This window comes from Sulfitobacter sp. UBA4523 (genome assembly GCF_002388305.1).
In the GTDB taxonomy this organism is placed as follows: Bacteria; Pseudomonadota; Alphaproteobacteria; order Rhodobacterales; family Rhodobacteraceae; genus Sulfitobacter; species Sulfitobacter pontiacus.
In genome coordinates this window covers 6,020-23,829 of record NZ_DGMH01000044.1, presented here as the reverse complement: position 1 = coordinate 23,829, position 17,810 = coordinate 6,020, and the positions used below count along the sequence as shown (strand labels likewise).

The 17,810-nt window shown below is 60.9% G+C and carries 18 protein-coding genes; 4 read left to right on the top strand and 14 right to left on the bottom strand.

Features of this window, described 5'->3' with window-relative positions:
• Positions 1-6: 6 nt before the first annotated feature.
• The gene (gene choW / locus B3849_RS10495) at positions 7-840 is read right to left on the bottom strand and encodes a choline ABC transporter permease subunit (protein ID WP_005852514.1); all 834 of its coding nucleotides are present in this window, start codon (positions 838-840) and stop codon (positions 7-9) included.
• Between the two features lie 84 nt (positions 841-924).
• A complete protein-coding gene (locus B3849_RS10490) occupies positions 925-1,848 on the bottom strand; it encodes a choline ABC transporter substrate-binding protein (protein ID WP_005852512.1) in 924 nt (307 codons plus the stop codon).
• A 172-nt stretch (positions 1,849-2,020) separates the two neighbouring features.
• Between B3849_RS10490 and B3849_RS10485 the strand changes: the two genes are divergently transcribed.
• Positions 2,021-2,908 carry a 2-dehydro-3-deoxygalactonokinase gene (locus tag B3849_RS10485; RefSeq protein WP_286780103.1) on the top strand — a complete coding sequence of 296 codons (888 nt, stop codon included), beginning with the start codon at positions 2,021-2,023 and terminating at the stop codon, positions 2,906-2,908.
• Between the two features lie 37 nt (positions 2,909-2,945).
• On the opposite strand, the gene B3849_RS10480 is transcribed toward B3849_RS10485, so the two are convergent.
• From B3849_RS10480 to B3849_RS10450, 7 genes are all read right to left on the bottom strand, one after another.
• Positions 2,946-3,917, bottom strand: coding sequence for an ABC transporter ATP-binding protein (locus B3849_RS10480; protein WP_005852507.1), 972 nt, complete (start codon positions 3,915-3,917; stop codon positions 2,946-2,948).
• Positions 3,914-4,891, bottom strand: a complete 978-nt coding sequence (locus tag B3849_RS10475) for an ABC transporter ATP-binding protein (protein ID WP_005852505.1) — start codon at positions 4,889-4,891, stop codon at positions 3,914-3,916. The genes B3849_RS10480 and B3849_RS10475 overlap by 4 nt, the downstream gene beginning before the upstream one ends.
• Before the next feature lie 3 nt (positions 4,892-4,894).
• On the bottom strand, positions 4,895-5,800 hold the full coding sequence (locus B3849_RS10470) for an ABC transporter permease subunit (RefSeq protein ID WP_074635644.1): 906 nt from the start codon (positions 5,798-5,800) through the stop codon (positions 4,895-4,897).
• A 1-nt stretch (position 5,801) separates the two neighbouring features.
• On the bottom strand, positions 5,802-6,809 hold the full coding sequence (locus B3849_RS10465) for an ABC transporter permease subunit (protein WP_005852501.1): 1,008 nt from the start codon (positions 6,807-6,809) through the stop codon (positions 5,802-5,804).
• Entirely contained in the window at positions 6,803-7,912 is a 1,110-nt protein-coding gene (locus B3849_RS10460; protein WP_278425310.1) for a M24 family metallopeptidase, read from the bottom strand. Before B3849_RS10460 ends, B3849_RS10465 begins: the two co-directional genes overlap by 7 nt.
• A gap of 93 nt (positions 7,913-8,005) precedes the next feature.
• On the bottom strand, positions 8,006-9,595 hold the full coding sequence (locus B3849_RS10455) for an ABC transporter substrate-binding protein (RefSeq protein ID WP_278425309.1): 1,590 nt from the start codon (positions 9,593-9,595) through the stop codon (positions 8,006-8,008).
• 70 nt (positions 9,596-9,665) lie between these two features.
• Positions 9,666-10,256, bottom strand: a complete 591-nt coding sequence (locus B3849_RS10450; RefSeq protein ID WP_005852495.1) for a helix-turn-helix domain-containing protein — start codon at positions 10,254-10,256, stop codon at positions 9,666-9,668.
• Positions 10,257-10,616: 360 nt separating this feature from the next.
• Between B3849_RS10450 and B3849_RS10445 the strand changes: the two genes are divergently transcribed.
• Both B3849_RS10445 and B3849_RS10440 read left to right on the top strand, forming a co-directional pair.
• Complete coding sequence (locus B3849_RS10445; RefSeq protein ID WP_278425308.1) at positions 10,617-11,402, top strand: HAD-IIB family hydrolase; 786 nt, start codon at positions 10,617-10,619, stop codon at positions 11,400-11,402.
• Between the two features lie 13 nt (positions 11,403-11,415).
• Positions 11,416-12,636 (top strand): glycosyl transferase, encoded by a 1,221-nt coding sequence (locus B3849_RS10440; protein ID WP_005852492.1) that lies wholly within the window; start codon positions 11,416-11,418, stop codon positions 12,634-12,636.
• Between the two features lie 24 nt (positions 12,637-12,660).
• On the opposite strand, the gene B3849_RS10435 is transcribed toward B3849_RS10440, so the two are convergent.
• The 5 genes from B3849_RS10435 to B3849_RS10415 all read right to left on the bottom strand — a co-directional run bounded on the left by B3849_RS10435 (position 12,661) and on the right by B3849_RS10415 (position 17,404).
• The gene (locus tag B3849_RS10435; protein WP_286780102.1) at positions 12,661-14,409 is read right to left on the bottom strand and encodes a sugar phosphorylase; all 1,749 of its coding nucleotides are present in this window, start codon (positions 14,407-14,409) and stop codon (positions 12,661-12,663) included.
• A 230-nt stretch (positions 14,410-14,639) separates the two neighbouring features.
• Positions 14,640-15,641 (bottom strand): GGDEF domain-containing protein, encoded by a 1,002-nt coding sequence (locus B3849_RS10430; protein WP_278425323.1) that lies wholly within the window; start codon positions 15,639-15,641, stop codon positions 14,640-14,642.
• A gap of 44 nt (positions 15,642-15,685) precedes the next feature.
• Positions 15,686-16,282, bottom strand: a complete 597-nt coding sequence (locus B3849_RS10425; protein WP_278425306.1) for a heme NO-binding domain-containing protein — start codon at positions 16,280-16,282, stop codon at positions 15,686-15,688.
• A 118-nt stretch (positions 16,283-16,400) separates the two neighbouring features.
• Entirely contained in the window at positions 16,401-17,108 is a 708-nt protein-coding gene (locus tag B3849_RS10420; RefSeq protein WP_278425305.1) for an HAD family hydrolase, read from the bottom strand.
• A 2-nt stretch (positions 17,109-17,110) separates the two neighbouring features.
• Positions 17,111-17,404: a DUF3572 domain-containing protein gene (locus tag B3849_RS10415; RefSeq protein WP_005852482.1), complete on the bottom strand. Its 294-nt coding sequence runs from the start codon at positions 17,402-17,404 to the stop codon at positions 17,111-17,113.
• A gap of 89 nt (positions 17,405-17,493) precedes the next feature.
• On the opposite strand from B3849_RS10415, the gene B3849_RS10410 reads away from it, so the two are divergent.
• Positions 17,494-17,810 (top strand): response regulator (locus tag B3849_RS10410; protein ID WP_286780101.1); only part of this gene is annotated, 317 nt, incomplete at its 3' end.

Below are 17,810 nucleotides of genomic sequence, written 5' to 3'. Positions count from 1 at the left end.
GATCGCTCATTTTCGTGTCACCCGTAGCATCCGGTCCAGCATGATGGCGACCACGACGATGATCAGCCCCGATTCAAAGCCAAGCCCCGTGTTCACCTGATTAAGCGCGCGCACCACCGGCACGCCAAGGCCATCCGCCCCCACGAGGGCCGCGATCACCACCATCGACAGCGAAAGCATGATCGTCTGGTTCAGACCGGTCATGATCTGCGGCAGCGCATAGGGCAGTTCGATCTTCCACAGGGTCTGGCTGGGCTTCGCGCCAAAGGCCTGCGCGGCCTCAAGCAGCGCCTTGGGGGTGGAGGCGATACCAAGCTGCGTCAGCCGGATCGGCGCGGGCAGGACAAAGATCACCGTCGCGATCAGCCCCGGCACCATGCCGATGCCGAAAAAGACAATCGCGGGAATAAGATAGACGAAGGTGGGCAGCGTCTGCATCAGGTCCAGCACCGGTGCCATATAGCGGTACATGCGCGGTCGATGCGCCGCGGCGATGCCGATGGGAACGCCGACGCCCATGCAAACCACACAGGCCGACAGCACCAGCGTCAGGCTTTCGGTGGTTTCTTCCCAGTAATCCTGATTGAGGATGAACAGAAACCCCAACATGATCAGCAGCGGGGTTTTCCAGTTGCGCTGGATCGCCCAGGTCAACGCGCCGAAGACAGCGATAACGATCAGCGGATGTGGCGTTTGCAGCACCCAGAGGATCGCGTCAATCAACCACTCCATCGCGACGGCCAGCCCGTCGAACAGCCAACCCGCGTTGATCAGCAGCCAATCAAAAACCGCCTCTGCGGCGTCATCAATCGGGATCTTGTTATCGGTGAGCCAGTTCATGGGAACCTCCGGAGGCTGGTATCATGCGATGATGGCAAAAAGGGCCCGCCCGATGGCAGGCCCTTTTCACATCCTAAGGGTGGATTACTCGACGATGGTCTTGGCGGCCGCCATCGCGTCGCCACCGTCCACGGTGGTCACGCCGTCCAGCCATGTGTCGAGCACATCAGGGTTCGCCTTGATCCAGGCTGTCGCCGCATCGCGGGGCTCTTCGCCGTCATCCAGAATGGCCCCCATAATCTCGTTCTCCATGGCGAGGGTGAATTCCAGATTGGTCAGCAGCTTGCCCACGTTGGGGCATTCCTCGACAAAACCGGCGCGGGTGTTGGTATGAACGGTCGCACCGCCCAGATCGGGGCCAAAGAAATCATCCCCGCCTTCCAGATAGGTCAGATCAAAGTTCGCGTTCATCGGGTGCGGCTCCCAACCAAGGAAGACGATAGGCTCGCCCTTGGCGGACAGGCGTTTGACCTGTGCAAGCATCCCCTGCTCCGAGGATTCCTTGACCTCGAACTCGGCCAGATCAAAGGCGTTATCGTCGATCATCGACTGGATCAGGCGGTTGCCGTCATTGCCCGGCTCGATGCCATAGATCTGACCGTCCAGCGCGTCTGCATTGGCGGCGATATCGGCGAAATTCTTGATCCCCATGTCAGCGGCGGCTTTATTCACGGCCAGCGTGTATTTCGCGCCAGTCAGGTTCGCACGCACGGTGTCAACGCTGCCATCCTCGCGGTAGGGGGCGATGTCCGCCTCCATCGTGGGCATCCAGTTGCCAAGAAACACATCCACATCGCCTGCGGCCATCGACGTGTAGGTCACTGGAACGGATAGGATTTTCACGTCTGTCTCATAGCCCAAAGCGTCCAGCACGACGGTGGTTGCCGCAGTGGTCGCGGTGATGTCGGTCCAACCTACGTCGGAAAAGGTGATCTCGTCACAGCTTGCGGCAGCAAGGCTGCTGGCAAGGGACAGGGTAAGCGCGGTGGTTGCTGCAAGAACTTTCATGGCAGAGGAACTCCCGTTATGTTTATTGTTGATCGCGTAATAGAGCGCGATTGCGCGCTTTGATGCAACCCGATTTCTACACGACCGCGCGGCAAGACGCGGCTCAGGCAAGGAGACACCCCATGATCGGCACCCCCTATTTTCCCATTCCCCTCTTAACAGGCCCCCGCGCGTGAGCGGTGCAAGCCCCGCGTGGATCGGGGTCGATGTCGCGGATGGGCATATGCATCTGTGGGTGCATGATCCACGCGGCGATGTGCTGGCGCAGGCCGACGGGCCGGTCGCTGCCTTGCCTGCGGAAGACGGCTTTGTCGCGGCCCTTACGGATTTGCTGTCGCCCTATCTGTCGGACCAGCAGCGTTTGCCGGTGATCGTCGCGGGGCTGCCCGCCCTGCCCGCCAGCAGCCTGCGCCCCGTTCCGGCAGAGTCCTTGGGCGGGGTGCTTGCCCTGGGTGTTGATGACCCGCGGCTGGAACTGCGCGCGGTGCCCGGCCTGAAACAGGCCAGCCCCCCCCAGATCACGCAAGGGGCCGAGACGGCGATTGCGGGCTACCTTCAGGCAGCGCCCGAGTTTGACGGGGTGATCTGTTGCCTTGATGCACAGTCCACATGGGCCCACATCAGCGCCCGCGAGGTCGTCAGTTTTCAAAGTTTTCTCACCCCCGTGATGGCCACGCAACTGTCCGCGACAGCACCGCTATCAAAGGCGGTTGTCGGTGGTGCGTTGGATGAGGATACTTTCGACGCCGCCGTGAATGATGTCATGGCTCGCCCGCAAATCTTTGCCACCGCGCTGGCCGAGATTTCGGCGCACGCCACCATCGACGGCCCCACGACGGACGCAGGCTGGTCACGGCTGATGGGTTTGTTGATCGGGCTAGAGCTGGCCGGTGCCCGCGCCTATTGGCTGGGCCGCGAGGTGGTCATCCTGTCCGACAGCCCCCTCGCCCCGCTCTATGCACGCGGGCTTGCCGCCCAGGGTCTGACGGCCAGCCACGTCTCGCGCCGCGACCATGTGCGCGCCGGGCTGCAACTTTGCGCCGACGCAAGCGCCAGTTGATCTGACGCGCGCGCAATACACGAGGAAGCCCCCGGCCCTAGGCCGGGGTGCCACCGTTTTCAGGAAAGAAACACGCCGCGGCATGATGCCCCTGCGGCAGTTCGGGCCGCATGGCGCGGCATTTGTCGCGCACTTTCCAGCACCGTGGCGCAAAGGGGCAGCCATCGGGGATCGCCAGTGGCGATGGTAGTTCGCCTTGCAGCTTGATCCGCTCTTTCGCGCCGCGTGGGTCCGCTTGGGGCGTGGCCGACAGCAGCGCCTTGGCATAGGGGTGGAACGGCGCACCGAAGACATCATCGCGGCTGCCGCGTTCGACCGCGCGCCCCAGATACATCACGATCACCTCATCCGCCACGTGACGCACAACGCTCAGATCATGGGAGATGAACAGATAGGCCAGTTGCAGACGTTCCTGCAGATCAACCAACAGGTTCAGCACCGAGCTCTGGATCGACAGGTCCAGCGCGGACACAGGCTCGTCCAGCACCAGCACTTTGGGATCCAGCATCAACGCCCGCGCAATCGCGATCCGCTGGCGTTGACCGCCGGAAAACATATGCGGATAGCGGTCAAAATGTTCAGGCCGCAAGCCCACCAGCCCGAGCATCTCGCGCGCTTTGGCGGTACGCTCCTTGCTGCTCATGTCGGGGCGGTTGATCTTGAGAGGTTCCTCGAGGATCGCGCCGATCCGCTGGCGCGGGTTGAGCGAGCCATAGGGGTCTTGAAACACGATCTGCACCGATTTGCGCAGCGATGCCCAATCTTCGCGGACCACGGGTTTTCCATCCAGTGTCAGCGATCCGGCGGTCGGGTCTTCGATCATCGTGACCATCCGCGCCAAGGTCGATTTCCCGCAGCCGCTTTCGCCTACGACGGCCAGCGTCTTGCCGGGATAAAGCGCGAAATCAAGCCCGCCCACGGCCTTGAGCGTACGCGGCTTGCGAAACAGCCCGCCGCCGACTTCATAGTGACGCTCTAGCGCCGTTGCAGTCATCACAGGTGCGGTCATGATGCGACCCTTTCGTCTGTGTTCAAGGGGTAGAAACAACGCGCATAGCCCAGATCAGCGCCCAAGGCGGGCGGCGCTTCGGACTTGCATTTGGCGTTGGCGAATTTGCAGCGTGGCGAAAACAGGCATCCTGCGGGGCGGTCGAATTGCCCCGGCACCACGCCCGGAATGGTTGGCAGCCGCTTTTCCGTCGCCCGTTCTGGCAGCGCATCCAGCAGTGCCGAGGTATAGGGGTGGTGCGGCGCGTCAAACAGCGGGATCACCGGCTGCTCTTCGATCTTCTGGCCGGCATATTGCACGCTGACCCGTTCGGCGGTTTCCGCAACCACGCCCATGTCATGCGTGATCAACACCAGCCCCATGCCCGTTTCCTCGCGCAGGGACGCGAGCAGATCAAGGATCTGTGCCTGAATGGTCACGTCGAGCGCCGTGGTAGGTTCATCGGCGATCAACAGCTTGGGCTTGCAGGCAATCGCCATCGCGATCATCACCCGCTGGTTCATCCCGCCCGACATCTGGTGCGGGAAGGCCGACAGGCGCTTTTCGGGATCGGGGATGCCGACCTGTTCAAACAGCTCGATCGCGCGTTTCTGACGTTCGCGGCGGCCCATGCCAAGATGCACCCGCAGGGCCTCGCGGATTTGCCAGCCCACGGTGAAACAGGGGTTAAGCGATGACATCGGCTCCTGAAAGATCATCGCCAGATCATTGCCGACGATCTTGCGACGCGCCTTGGCGTCCATCGTAAGCAGGTTGTGCCCGTCAAAGGTCAGCTCGTCCGCGGTGACGGTGGCGGTCCAGGGCAGCAGCCCCATCAGCGCCAGCATCGACACGGATTTACCCGACCCGCTTTCCCCCACAATCGCGAGGATCTCGCTTTCGTTCACGTCCTGGTCGACACCGTCCACCGCCCGGAACTTGCCCGAGGCCGTGGCGAAATCAACGCTTAGGTTTCTGATACGCAAAAGTGTCATGGCTCAGCTCCGTTTCAGTTTCGGATCAAGCGCGTCGCGCAGGCCGTCACCCATGAGGTTGATCGCCAGCACGGTCACAAGGATCGCCACGCCGGGGAAGGTCACGACCCACCAGGCGCGCAGGATGAACTCGCGCGCTTCGGCCAGCATCGTGCCCCATTCAGGTGTAGGTGGCTGCGCCCCCATTCCCAGAAAGCCCAAGGCCGCGGCATCAAGGATCGCGGTCGAGAATGACAGCGCGGCCTGCACGATGATCGGCGCGAGGCAGTTGGGCAGCACGGTGACAAACATCAGCCGTAAGATCCCTGCCCCCGCCACGCGGGCCGAGGTCACGTAATCCTTTTGACGTTCCGACAGCACGCTGGCGCGGGTCAGGCGCACATAGTGGGGCTGCAACACAATCGCGATGGCGATCATCGCGTTGGTCAGCGACGGCCCGAGGATCGCCACCAGCACCAGCGCCAGCAGCAGAGACGGGAACGCCAGCACGATGTCCATGACACGCATGATGATGCTGTCGACCCATTTGGGCGCAAAGCCCGCGATCAGCCCGATGATGATCCCGCCGGTCGCCGCGATAGAGACAACGACGACCCCCACAAAGAAGGAATAACGCGCGCCCACAATCAGACGCGACAGCATATCGCGCCCGAGCGGATCGGTGCCCAGGATATGGGTCCAGGTGCCGCCCTCTTGCCATGCGGGGGGCTGTAGGGTGGCGGCGCGGAATTGCTCTGTCGCGTCATGGGGGGCGACCCACGGACCGAAGAGGGCCAGAAAGGCAAAGACCGCAAAGATCCATAGCCCGATGACAGCGCCGCGGTTTTCGCGGAAGTAGAACCAGAATTCGCGCAAGCGGCCCGGACGTTCCTGGACCATTGCGGCTTCGGCAGAGAGTGCGTCGTCCATGTTATCGCTTTCTGATTTTGGGGTTGATGACGCCGTAAAGCATGTCGACGGTCAGGTTCACGACCATCACCATCACAGCAATCAGCAGCAGCCCGCCCTGAACCACGGGGTAATCGCGGCGGAAAATACTATCGACCATCCACTTGCCGATGCCCGGCCAGCTAAAGATGGTTTCGGTCAGGATCGCACCGGCCAGCAATGTGCCGACCGACAGACCAATCACGGTGATCACGGGGATCAGCGCGTTGCGCAGGGCGTGGATGCCGTTGATCCGCCCCGGAGACATGCCCTTGGCGCGGGCGGTGCGGATGTAATCCTCGCCCAGAACCTCCAACATGGCCGACCGCGTCTGGCGTGCGATCACGGCCAGCGGGATTGTCCCCAGCACGATCGTTGGCAGAACGAGATGGCGCACCGCTGACAGGAACGCCCCCTTCTGACCCGACGCCAGACTGTCGATCAGCATAAAGCCGGTGGGGTTGGGGAAGTAATACAGCAGATCAATCCGCCCCGACACAGGCGTCCATTGCAGGTTGCCCGAAAAGACGATGATCAGCAGCAGCGCCCACCAGAAGATCGGCATCGAATAGCCCACCAGCGCCGTGGACATCAGCGCCCGGTCAAAGAATTTGCCCCGGTTCACCGCCGCGATCACCCCCGCCGGAAGGCCAAGGGCGATGGCAAAGATCATCGCGCAGACCGCCAGCTCAAGCGTGGCGGGGAAGAGCGTAAAGAATTCGTCGAACACCGGGCGCTTGGTGACAAAGCTATTGCCCAGATCGCCCTGCAGCACGCCGGTCAGATAATCCCAGAATTGCACATAGATCGGCTGGTCATAACCGAATTGTTTGGCCAGTTGGGCATAGCGTTCATCAGAGATGCCGCGCTCGCCCGCCATCACCTGGATCGGGTCGCCAGGCAGCGCGCGGATGAACCCGAAGGAGATCAGCGTCACCCCGATGAAAGTCGGGATGAACGTCAGCAGTCGTCCCAGAACATAGTTCAGCATTTTATCACCATCAGCTCTTTGGGGAAGTTGGTCAGCGTTTCATAGCCGTCGTCGGTAATCAGCACGTCATCTTCGATGCGCACGCCGAAATTTCCGATCTCGTAGAGGCCGGGTTCATTGGTGTAAACCGTTCCGGCGGGTAAAGTCATGTGATTGCCCCGCATGATATAGGGGGCCTCGTGGACCTCGCGGCCCAGACCGTGGCCGGTCTTGGTGCGGATGCGGTCCCCATAGGGCGAGGCTTCCAGCACAGAGATCACGGCATCGTCGATGCCATGCGCGGTCACCCCCGCGCGGGTCACGGCAAGCCCTGCCATATTGGCGCGCAGCACGGTGTCATAGACATCGCGCCCCTCGTCGGTGACGTGATCCAGAAAAACGGTGCGGGTGATGTCGGCGGCAAAGCCGTTCTTGCGCGCGCCAAAGTCCAGCAGCAGCGCATCGCCCGCCTTGACGGCGTAATCCTCGCGCGCATGGGCATGGGGCCGGGCCGAGCCATCCGCGGCGGCCACGATGGGACCAAAGGACAGGTCATCCGCCCCTTCCGCGAAAAGCGCCTGCACCAGCGTCTGTTCGATCTGCTTCTCGCTCTGGCCCAGTTTGACGCTGTCCAGCGTGCGTTGGAGGGCGCGTTCGGAAATGCCGATCGCCTCGCGCAGGGCAGCGATATCCTCGGGGGTTTTGATCATCCGCAGGGCAGAGATTTCGCGTTCGGCGTCGGTGATGGTCAGATCGGGCTGTGCATCTTTGAACGCATGGTGCACGAACACGCGCATCACCTGCCCTTCGACCGCCAGCGACGAGATCCCCAAATGCTGCGTCAGCGCGACAAATGCATCGCCATAGCCGGTCTGGTCGCGCCAATCAAACACCGCGCCGTCAAAGCCGACCGTGTCCCAGCTGCCCAGTTCAAGGTTCGGCAAGAGCACCGCCGCAGGTTTATCCGCAGGGATCACCAGAACAAAGGGGCGTTCGTGGCTCATGAAGCTTTGGCCGACAGCGCGCGAGAAATTGGGCCCGGGCACCAGCGCCACGGCATCGACGCCCAGATCGGCGGCCACAGCGGCATAGTCGGCAAGACGTTGAGAGAGGTTCTTTGACACGGGGGGCTTGCGCCTTTCGTTAACGTGGCCGGGGCCTAGAATAGAGGAAGGGACGGCGCGACATGCACCGTCCCCATTGCTTTGTCATCGCTGTTATTGCGACAGGCCAACCTGGTTGAAGATGTGGCCACCCAGCGGGTGCACAACATAGTTTTCAACTTCGGGGCGCATTGGCATGTAAACAACCGAATGCGCGATGGTGGCCCAAGGGGCTTGGTCCTTGAAGATTTCCTGCGCTTTTTCATACAGCGGCGCACGCTCTTCTTGTGTTGGCAGAACCTTGGCTTCCTGAACCAGCGCGTCGAATTCCTCGTTGCACCATTGTGCGCGGTTGGATTTCTCTACGCCGTCACAGCCCAGCAGAACCGCGAGGAAGTTGTCGGGGTCACCGTTGTCACCTGTCCAACCCAGCAGAACGGCACCATCGCGGTCTTTCGCTTTGGAACGCTCAAGGTATTCACCCCATTCGTAGGACACGATCTCTACGTCGACACCGACCTTCGAGAAGTCTTCCTGCATCAGCTCGGCCATACGGCGGGCATTGGGGTTATAAGGACGCTGGACCGGCATCGCCCAGATTTTCAGCGTCAGGTCGGATACGCCTTCGGCTTCCAGCGCGGCTTTCGCGGCTTCCGGATCGTATTTGTCGTCCTCGATCGCGTCGTTATAGGACCACATTGTCGGCGGCAGCGGGTTCTTGGCGATTTCGCCGGAGCCCTGGAACACCACGTCGATGATCGCTTGCTTGTCGATCGCCATGTTCAAGGCTTTACGCACATTGGCGTTGTCGAACGGAGGCATCTGCGTGTTGTATGCCAGATAGCCCACGTTCAGGCCCTCTTGCTCCATCACGACGATATCTTCGGCGTCTTTCATCGCCTGCACGTCCGCAGGGTTCGGATAGGCCATGACGTGGCATTCGCCCGCTTGTACCTTCTGGTAGCGCACGGAGGCGTCCGGTGTGATCGCAAAGATCAACGCTTCGACTTTCGCCGGGTCACCCCAGTATTCGTCGTTGCGCACGTAACGGATCACGGCGTCTTTCTGGTAGGCTTGGAAGGTGAACGGGCCGGTACCGATAGGTGCCTGGTTCAGCATTTCCGGCGTGCCGGCTTCCAGCATCGCGTCGGCATATTCCTTGGACACGATCGAGGCAAAGTCCATCGCCATGTTGGCAATGATCGGCGCTTCGGCGCGGGTCAGGTTGAACTGAACGGTGTAATCGTCAACTTTTTCGATGCTTTCGATCAGATCAGGCATCGACATCGCACCGTAGTATTCCCAGGTGCCACCCGATACTTGGTTGTAGGGGTTGTCGGCGTTGCCCTGACGGTCGAAGCTAAAGATCACGTCATCGGCGTTAAAATCGCGTGTGGGCGTGAACTCGGCGTTGCTGTGAAACTTGACGCCTTTGCGCAGCTTGAACGTCACGGTCTTGCCGTCTTCGGACACGTCCCAGCTTTCGGCCAGCGCGGGAATGGTTTCGGTGGTACCGACCTTGAATTCCGCCAAGCGGTTGTAGATCGGGTGGCTGGACGCATCAAAGGTCGTGCCTGCGGTGTACAGAGCCGGGTCAAAGCCTTCTGGCGACCCTTCCGAGCAATAGACCAGCGACTGCGCCTGCGCCGCAACGCCAAGCGTGCTTAGCAGCAGGCCCGTGGCCATGATATTCTTGAAAGACATTCGATTTACTCTCCTAGTTGGTAAAGTGTTATCTCCCCACGGCCTCTCTGGGCCGATGAGGGCGATAGGGTTAACGCCTGAGGGGTAACATTTCGCGCGAGCTCTCTGCCGGCGCGGCCTCACTCTGTCCGATTTCCCCGGACTTATCGTATTTCATGCGACCGACCCATAAGATGCGGGCCTGCCGGTCTGTTCTGTTGGCCCAGCAATGGGGCGTGGTACCCAGATAATGCAGGCTGTCGCCCGCCGTCATCAGATACTCTCGTTCGCCAACCATCTGCGAGATCTCACCCTCAAGGATATAGATGATCTCTTCGCCAACATGGGTCACCGTTTCGGATTCATAGCCGGGCGGCACGTTCATCACATAGGATGTCATCTCGTGGCCCGCGCGTTCGGCACCGATCTGTTCATATTCAATCGACGATCCTGCCACCGCGAAACGGGGCCGTGCGGCACCGCGGGTCAGGCTGTCGACCGTGCGCGGGGTCCGCACGAAAAAATCCGCATCAACGTCAAGCGCGGCAGCGATCTGGCTGAGCGTGCCAAGCGTCGGTGTCGCGTTGCCGCGTTCCACCTGGCTCAGATAGCCCACCGACACACCGGAGGCCGACGACAGCTGCTGCAATGTCATCGCCATCCGATGACGCTGCATCCGCATGCGGTCGCCTAATCCCTCTGGCGGCGAAAGCGCCGCCGCCTGTATCGCAGTTGTTGACAAATAATCCCCCGAAGCACGCTTTGGCGTATCTTGGCGCTCAGACTGTCGCGCAACTTTGTTTACGTCAACAATAAAAATTATTGTCAGAGTGAAAACACAGCCCTTGGTCGCGACGTCACCTGACCTCTTTTACACCGGCCCCTCCCCCGAAAGCGCCCATGTGATTCTATTTATACGTGCGCATCCACGCAGTCCAGTTTCTGCACATTTTTTAGGCAAAAGCTAGAAAAACAATGCAAACCGCGCGATGAACACCTGTGCCCAGTTGCAACAATCGATCCCGCACCACACGCTTGATCTATGGCTATGTCTTTACCCCTGCTGGTGTTTACCGACCTTGATGGCACGTTGCTGTCACATAGTTCCTATCGCTGGGATGCGGCCACCCCGGCCTTGGATACATTGCGCAAAATCGGGGCCGCAGTGGTGTTGGCGAGCTCGAAAACCGCGCCCGAGATCGCAGAGATTCGCGCCGAACTGGCATGGGATCACTGCCCCGCGATCATCGAAAACGGTGCCGGTATTTTACCGCCCGACAGCACCGACATGCCCAAAACGGACAGTTACGTGCGCCTGCGCCACGCGCTCGACAGCCTGCCTGCGGAGCTGCGCGACCCGTTTTGCGGGTTCGGCGATATGACCGTGGCACAGATCGCACAGATCACCGGCCTGTCGCATAATGACGCCGCCAACGCGGCAGAACGGGCCTTTTCCGAACCCGGCATCTGGTCGGGCAGCGCCGAGTTGCGCGGCGCATTTATCGACGCCCTGCACGATCACGGCATCCATGCCCGCGAAGGGGGACGGTTTCTGACCCTCTCCTACGGGCGCACCAAAGCCGACCAGATGGCCGCGCTGACCGACGCCTTTGCGCCGCGCCATACGCTGGCGCTTGGCGATGCCCCCAATGACATAGAGATGCTGCAAGCAGCCGAGTTTGGCGTCATTGTCGCCAACCCGCACCGCGACTCCCTGCCCCCGCTGCCCGGTGAGGACACCGGCAGGATCACCCGCACCACGCTCCCCGGCCCTGCCGGATGGAACGGTGCCGTGCTGGACCTGATCGCGCGGCTTAACCTGAACTAAGGAATGACAACGCATGGCTGATTTTCATCAAAACGGGAATATCGCGACCCTGCACAATCTGCGCACCCGCTCGCTGGACGAAATGACCTACGAGCTCGAGACGTTCGCCCAGACCCGCAAAATGGCGCTGATCCTGCCCTGCCTCTACTCCGAGCTAGAGACCGAGGCGATGCCCCGCATTCTGGCAGAGCTGTCCAAGGTCACCTATCTGCACCGCATCATCATCGGTCTGGACCGCGCGGACGAGGCACAGTTCCGCCATGCGAAAGAGTTCTTCAAGGGCCTCAACCAGAACCACATCGTGATCTGGAACGACAGCCCGCGGATGCTGGCGCTTGGCGCGCAGCTCAAAGACATGGGCCTCGCCCCCGCCGAACAAGGCAAGGGCAAGAACGTCTGGTCCTCGCTCGGCTATCTGATCGCCTGTCAGGACAGCGCGGTGATGGCGATCCATGATTGCGATATCGTGACCTATACCAACGACCTGCTGGCGCGGCTGATCTATCCCGTCGCCAATGCGAATTTCCCCTATCAGGTCGCCAAAGGCTATTACGCGCGGGTGGGCAGCGACAAGCTGAACGGGCGGGTCACGCGGCTGCTGGTCAGCCCGCTGCTGATCGCGCTGAAAAAGGTCGTGGGCGACCGTGACTATATCGATTACCTGCGCGCCTTCCGCTATCCGCTCTCGGGTGAATTTGCCATGCGCACCAATATCTTGCCCGATCTGCGCATCCCCTCCGACTGGGGGCTGGAGATCGGCGTGCTGTCAGAGGCATGGCGCAACCTCGCGCCGAAATCGGTCTGTCAGGTCGAAATCGCCGACGACTATGACCACAAGCACCAAGATCTGAGCGAGGCCGACGCTGATGCGGGGTTGAACCGCATGTCCACCGACATCTGCAAGGCGATTTTCCGCAAGCTGGCGGCAGACGGCACGGTGTTCACGCCCAATGTCTTTCGCACGCTCAAGGCGACCTATTATCGCTGTGCGCTCGACCTGCTGGATGCCTATTACAACGACGCCAAGATGAACGGACTCAGCATTGACCGCCACAAGGAAGAACGCGCGATCGAGCTTTTTACCGAGAATATCATGCGGGCGGGACACTTCTTTCTCGATAACCCGCACGAGACACCCTTTATACCCACGTGGAACCGCGTCCACGCCGCCGCGCCCGAGTTCCTTGCCAATCTGCGCGAGGCCGCCGCAGCGGATGACGCAGAATACAACTAGCTGAGGGCCGCGCGGGCAGCAGGGTCAGAACCGGTTGGTGATCCACATGCATTGATAGGGGGCCAGCGTGATGTGATCCGCACTGGCGTCAATCAAATCACCGCTGATCAGGTCCTGCCAGGGTTGATCCTCGATCAGGTTCAGTGCCGCCGCCGAAATCCCGACAGAGGCGTCGCTGACGTTGTGCAGCGCAAAGATCGACTGTTTGCGGTCCAGACTTTGCCGCCACACGCCGAACACGCGGTCATCTTGCAGGTTCACGGTGAATTGCGTCGCATTGGGGTGAAACGCCTTTTGCTTCTGCCGCACCTTTAGCCGCGCCGACAGATCGCCCAAGACGCGCGCCGGCGCGCTGGACCCATCGGCCAGCTGGTCGCGCAAGCTCGGATAATCCCATCGGTGTCGGTTGATCGCGCGGCTCATCCCGCGATGTTCGACCTGCGCGTGATCATTGGGCGTCGCCAGCATGGCGTGGATGTAGAAGGCGGGTATCCCCTCCAGCGACATGACGATGGTCTGCGAACAGATGAACCGCGCATGATGATGGTCATCCGCGCCCTTAAAGGTCCGCGACAGCGCGTCGTAAAAGGTCGTGTTCAGCTCGTACGGGCTTTGCCCGCCGTCGGGCAGGCTGCGCATCGATACCAACCCGCCGACCTGTAGCACCGTATCAATGACCTGTTGTTTTTCATCCTCGGGCAGCAACCCTTCGGCGGGGCGCATGCCGATGCCGTCGTGACTGGCGGTAAAGTTCAGATAGGCGCAACCCATGGGGGCCGGCGGCATCGTACGTTGCCAGCGCCTCAGATGCGCCCCATTGCCCGACATCATCGCATGCAAGATCAGCGGCGGCAGCGGGAAATTATAGATCGCATGGGCCTCGTCCCCTGCCCCGAAATAGCTGAGGTTTTCAGCCTTGGGCACATTGGTTTCGGTCAGCAGGATGATCTTTTCCGGCGCATAGTCGCACAGCAAACGCATCAGCCGGATAATGGCATGGGTTTGCGGCAGGTGGATCGACGGGGTGCCGATCTGCTTCCACAAGAACGCCACCGCATCCAGCCGGATGATCTGCACGCCATTATCCACATGCAGGCGGATGATACGCAAAAACTCGAGCAGCACCTCGGGGTTGCGGAAATCAAGGTCGATCTGGTCATGGCTGAAAGTGCACCAGACGTGGCGCGGGCCGCTTGAGGTTTCTACCTCTTGCAACAGCGGCGTCGTGCGCGGGCGCACCACCTCGCGCAGATCATCCTTCGGCGAGGCTTCGAAAAAGAACTTGTCATAGGGGGGCTGCCCCTGACGGTAGGCGTTGAACCAGTTCCCCTGGCTCGACACATGGTTCAGCACCAGATCGGACATCAGCGTGAAATCGGCGGCGATGCGGTTGATATCAGGCCAATCCCCAAGCTGCGGGTTCACCGCGCGAAAATCGGACACGGCAAACCCGTCGTCAGAGGTATAGGGGAAGAACGGCAGGATATGCACGCTGTTCAATGTGCCGCGCAGGTAGCGATGCAAGAAGTCGTTCAACAAATCCAGCGGCTTATGCGCCCCGTCCACGATCGAGTTGCCATAGGTGATCAGCAGCGCGTCACGTTCCGACCAAAGCGTATTGCCGGCAATCCGGCCTCTTTTGCGGCGGGTTGTCCCCTCGGGCCAGAAGGCATCAAGGACCATGCTAGCCAGGATGTCGGCATCCAGATCGGGATAGACCTCTGCCAACACCGCGCTGAGCCGAGAGCCGAGAGAACGGGCACTGTCCGTCATGATGTCCTGCCTTGCCTGAATATCCTTTCCCAAAACCCTAACGCAGGCGCGCGCGTGTGACGAGCAGCCAAAAGCGGTGCCCCCATAATCCTGTCGCCACAGCCCCCTGCGGCGCGTTTTGAGGCAAGCTGCACAATCTTGAAGCATTGCGCAGATTGAACGCCCGCAGTTCGACAGGCCACCATTTTATGACGCGTACCAAAGCCAGCACGCCCAGCGCACGCCGTCATCTACTGCAGCGCGTGTGGTTTCTCCCTCCGCTTCTGCATAGCGTCTGACACAGTTTCACCGTGCACCGTGTGCCGCGCACGCCCAGCTTGCTTAGAGCGGTAAAGCGCCGCATCAGCGTCCGACAGGACATCTTCGGCTACGACGTCCTGCCCCGCTTTGACCCCTATGCTGCCGATGCTGGCAGAGATTTGGCACGCCGCGCCATCAAATTTGATCGGCTGTTCCAGTCGCGTGATAATCCGTTCGGCGACCTGTGCCAGATGCGCGCTGCCGGCAACCCCTGGCAGCAGCAGGGTAAATTCGTCACCGCCGACGCGGGCGACGGTGTCGATGTCCCTTGTTGCCTCCACCATGATCCGGGCCGCGGTTTGCAACACGTGATCCCCCGCTGCATGGCCCAGGCTATCGTTCACCGCCTTGAAGTAATCCAGATCGATCTGCATCACGGCAAACCCCTTGTCCCCCGCGATAAGCCGCGACAGCACGTGATCCATCGCGCGCCGGTTTTTCAAGCCGGTCAACGTATCGGTAAACGCTTGCTCCTCCGCCGCGATCTTTGCGATCTCAAGCTTCTGGTTCAGCGCACGCGACGCCGCCATCGCCGCCGATTTCGCCTCCATCAGATAAAGCATCTCGACCGCGAGGTCGGTCGGCGCGAAATCGGCATTGCTCAGGCGATGGGTGCGGACGCCGTTCAGGATCGATATCCCGAACGACAGGTTTATCAGACAGTCGGTTTCCGAGCTTTCCATCTGTTCGGTGCCACAAGACAGCGGGACCAGAACCCCCTTAAAAATCTGCTCGGGCCGGTCGTGCAACGCCAGATGCAGCTTGCGCCCCGCCATTGGGCGAATTTGCGCAATACTGTCGGCCATATTCGGTCGGCGCATGACAAACTGGTCGAAAAAATTGCTCCCGATCCAAGTGCCACGATGGCGCAGTTTGTGGATGGTGGGGCCCACATGCCGGATACGTCCGCAGGGCTGCACGATCACATGCATCGGGCATAGCACATCTAATGCCGCCTCATAAGCTGCCCCTACTGTCACCCGCGTGCACCCAGATCAAAGCTGCGCCCCTGCGCGTAGTGCCGGTCAATAATCGTGACGGCAATCACCTCCCCCTCCGGTGGGGCGGCTTTGCAATCGAGCAGAGCCAATGTGCCATAGTCATCCGCGATCACCCGCATCACGCCCATCATCACATAGCCAAAGCCTTGCACTTTCCCGCGACAGGTGAGCGTAAAGCGCCAGTCATCAAGCTGCGCGACCTCCATCTGGGGCAGTTGCAGGTCTTCCACGGCGAGGGTGGCACGTTCTGGCAAATCGTTGAGAGAATGCAAGAACTCTTCAAAATCGTCGCCGCCAAAGCGCAGCAAGCGCCGCACGCCTTCGCGGTCGGGGTTGGACACAAGCCAGGCACCCAGATCTTCCAGAAGATCGGGGATCGCGCGTTTCATCACGGCAGACAGGCGGTTGATAACCCGCGGCGTGATGGCATCGTCATAGGTGAGCATCGGTTCGAAATCCGCCGTGCCCATAACGGCACAAAGATCGGCGCGCAGGGCGACCTGCGCCCAGACACGGTGGCCAAAGCTATCCAGCACGAACCGTTGGATCGTATGGTTGATCAGCCCCTGCATCGCGCCCCTTTCCGCCGTTTCACGGGGAAGATGGCGGATGGGAGTTAACAAAGACCGAAGGCTAAACCTCCGACGCGGCGGAATGCGCTTTGGTTTTGTCTTAAATGCAATCTAGCTGTCAGCCCTGCGGGTCATGCCTCTGCCCGTCCAGCCACGCGGGCAGATGGCCGATGTCGGGCAGAACCACATCGGCGGCCCCTTCTAGGTCCTGACGTGTGGCCAGCCCCGTCAGCACCGCAACGCAGGCCATACCCGCCGCACGGCCCGCCGCCATATCGTGCAGGCTATCCCCGATCATCGCGACTTCCGACGGGTCCACCCCCACGGCTTTGGCAAACGCCATGAGCTGCCCGGGCGTGGGCTTAGCACCGTGGCCGCTATCGAAACCTGCGATAAAGTCAAAATACCCGGTCACCCCCGCGCCGCCCAAATGCGCGCGGGCGGGCGCCTCGGCGTCATTGGTGGCGACGCCAAGCACCAGCCCGCGTGCCTTGAACGCCTCTAGCAAGGCAACCAGCGGCACCGCCTCTGCCTGAGGGGCGTTTTCGGCCTCGTGGTTCAGCAGGTCCAAGAGATCCGTCTTCGCCATCTCGACCACATGGGGGGCCAGCGCATCTACGACCTCCCCCGGTGTGCCCGCAATAACGATACTGTCGGGCGAGAATCTCTGCGTCCCGTAATCAAAGCCGATCTGCTGCCCCAGCAAAGCCGCTCTCTCTCCGTCTCCCTTGCTGATCCGGGTCAGAAAAGCATTGGCCCATGCCTCCCATGTGGCGGCGAAGTCGAACAGGGTTCCGTCTTTGTCAAACAGCAAGGCTTTGATCATTTTCAGGTCCAATTCATCTGCGCGCCGCCGGGAAGCGACTGACGGGCTTGCATGATACGATCGTAAGGGATGTTCACCGTATCACAAAACCCCGTGACCCAGGCGTCATCCATCATGATGAAATCCAGCACTGCGCCAAGAAACACCGGATCACCGGCCTGCGTGCGCAGATCTTCGGCAGATGCGCCCGTTGATCCCATAAAGGTGGGCATCAGGTCTTCGTTCGCGGCCAGCCAGGCTAATGCCTGCAGGGCGACCGTCTCGGCGGCATCTTGCTTCATCATATTAATTTCCATCACGGTTTCCCAAACGAAACCCTTTGTTAACCAATCACGGCAACAAAGGGCGCTTAAGCCAGTTACACGTGAGTGGAGAATGAAGACAAGTGCCCGGTAAAGTCCTGATTGTGGATACGGTTGCGACCAACCGCATCGCGTTGAAAACCAAACTCACGTCCGCCTCCTACGAGGTATGGCAGGCGTCCACCGTGGCCCAGGCGGTCGACATCTCGCGCCGGTCGGGGCCTGATTTGGTCATCACGGCGCATCATCTGGACGGGCAGGATGCAACGGCCCTATGCGCCATGCTCGCGGGGTCGCCGCGGACATCACGGATACCTGTCTTTGCCTTGGCCGAGGGCGGTGGCGGGGCGCTGTGTTTGCACCTGCTGGCGAATGGCGCACAGGAAGCGATGGTCAAACC

What these genes read in the sequence shown, in the direction of transcription:
- choW (WP_005852514.1), bottom strand. Translation starts at nt 840, where the DNA reads ATGAACTGGCTCACCGATAACAAGATCCCGATTGATGACGCCGCAGAG.
- B3849_RS10490 (WP_005852512.1), bottom strand. Translation starts at nt 1,848, where the DNA reads ATGAAAGTTCTTGCAGCAACCACCGCGCTTACCCTGTCCCTTGCCAGC.
- B3849_RS10480 (WP_005852507.1), bottom strand. Translation starts at nt 3,917, where the DNA reads ATGACCGCACCTGTGATGACTGCAACGGCGCTAGAGCGTCACTATGAA.
- B3849_RS10475 (WP_005852505.1), bottom strand. Translation starts at nt 4,891, where the DNA reads ATGACACTTTTGCGTATCAGAAACCTAAGCGTTGATTTCGCCACGGCC.
- B3849_RS10470 (WP_074635644.1), bottom strand. Translation starts at nt 5,800, where the DNA reads ATGGACGACGCACTCTCTGCCGAAGCCGCAATGGTCCAGGAACGTCCG.
- B3849_RS10465 (WP_005852501.1), bottom strand. Translation starts at nt 6,809, where the DNA reads ATGCTGAACTATGTTCTGGGACGACTGCTGACGTTCATCCCGACTTTC.
- B3849_RS10455 (WP_278425309.1), bottom strand. Translation starts at nt 9,595, where the DNA reads ATGTCTTTCAAGAATATCATGGCCACGGGCCTGCTGCTAAGCACGCTT.
- B3849_RS10450 (WP_005852495.1), bottom strand. Translation starts at nt 10,256, where the DNA reads ATGCGGATGCAGCGTCATCGGATGGCGATGACATTGCAGCAGCTGTCG.
- B3849_RS10445 (WP_278425308.1), top strand. Translation starts at nt 10,617, where the DNA reads ATGGCTATGTCTTTACCCCTGCTGGTGTTTACCGACCTTGATGGCACG.
- B3849_RS10440 (WP_005852492.1), top strand. Translation starts at nt 11,416, where the DNA reads ATGGCTGATTTTCATCAAAACGGGAATATCGCGACCCTGCACAATCTG.
- B3849_RS10435 (WP_286780102.1), bottom strand. Translation starts at nt 14,409, where the DNA reads ATGACGGACAGTGCCCGTTCTCTCGGCTCTCGGCTCAGCGCGGTGTTG.
- B3849_RS10430 (WP_278425323.1), bottom strand. Translation starts at nt 15,641, where the DNA reads ATGCATGTGATCGTGCAGCCCTGCGGACGTATCCGGCATGTGGGCCCC.
- B3849_RS10425 (WP_278425306.1), bottom strand. Translation starts at nt 16,282, where the DNA reads ATGCAGGGGCTGATCAACCATACGATCCAACGGTTCGTGCTGGATAGC.
- B3849_RS10420 (WP_278425305.1), bottom strand. Translation starts at nt 17,108, where the DNA reads ATGATCAAAGCCTTGCTGTTTGACAAAGACGGAACCCTGTTCGACTTC.
- B3849_RS10415 (WP_005852482.1), bottom strand. Translation starts at nt 17,404, where the DNA reads ATGGAAATTAATATGATGAAGCAAGATGCCGCCGAGACGGTCGCCCTG.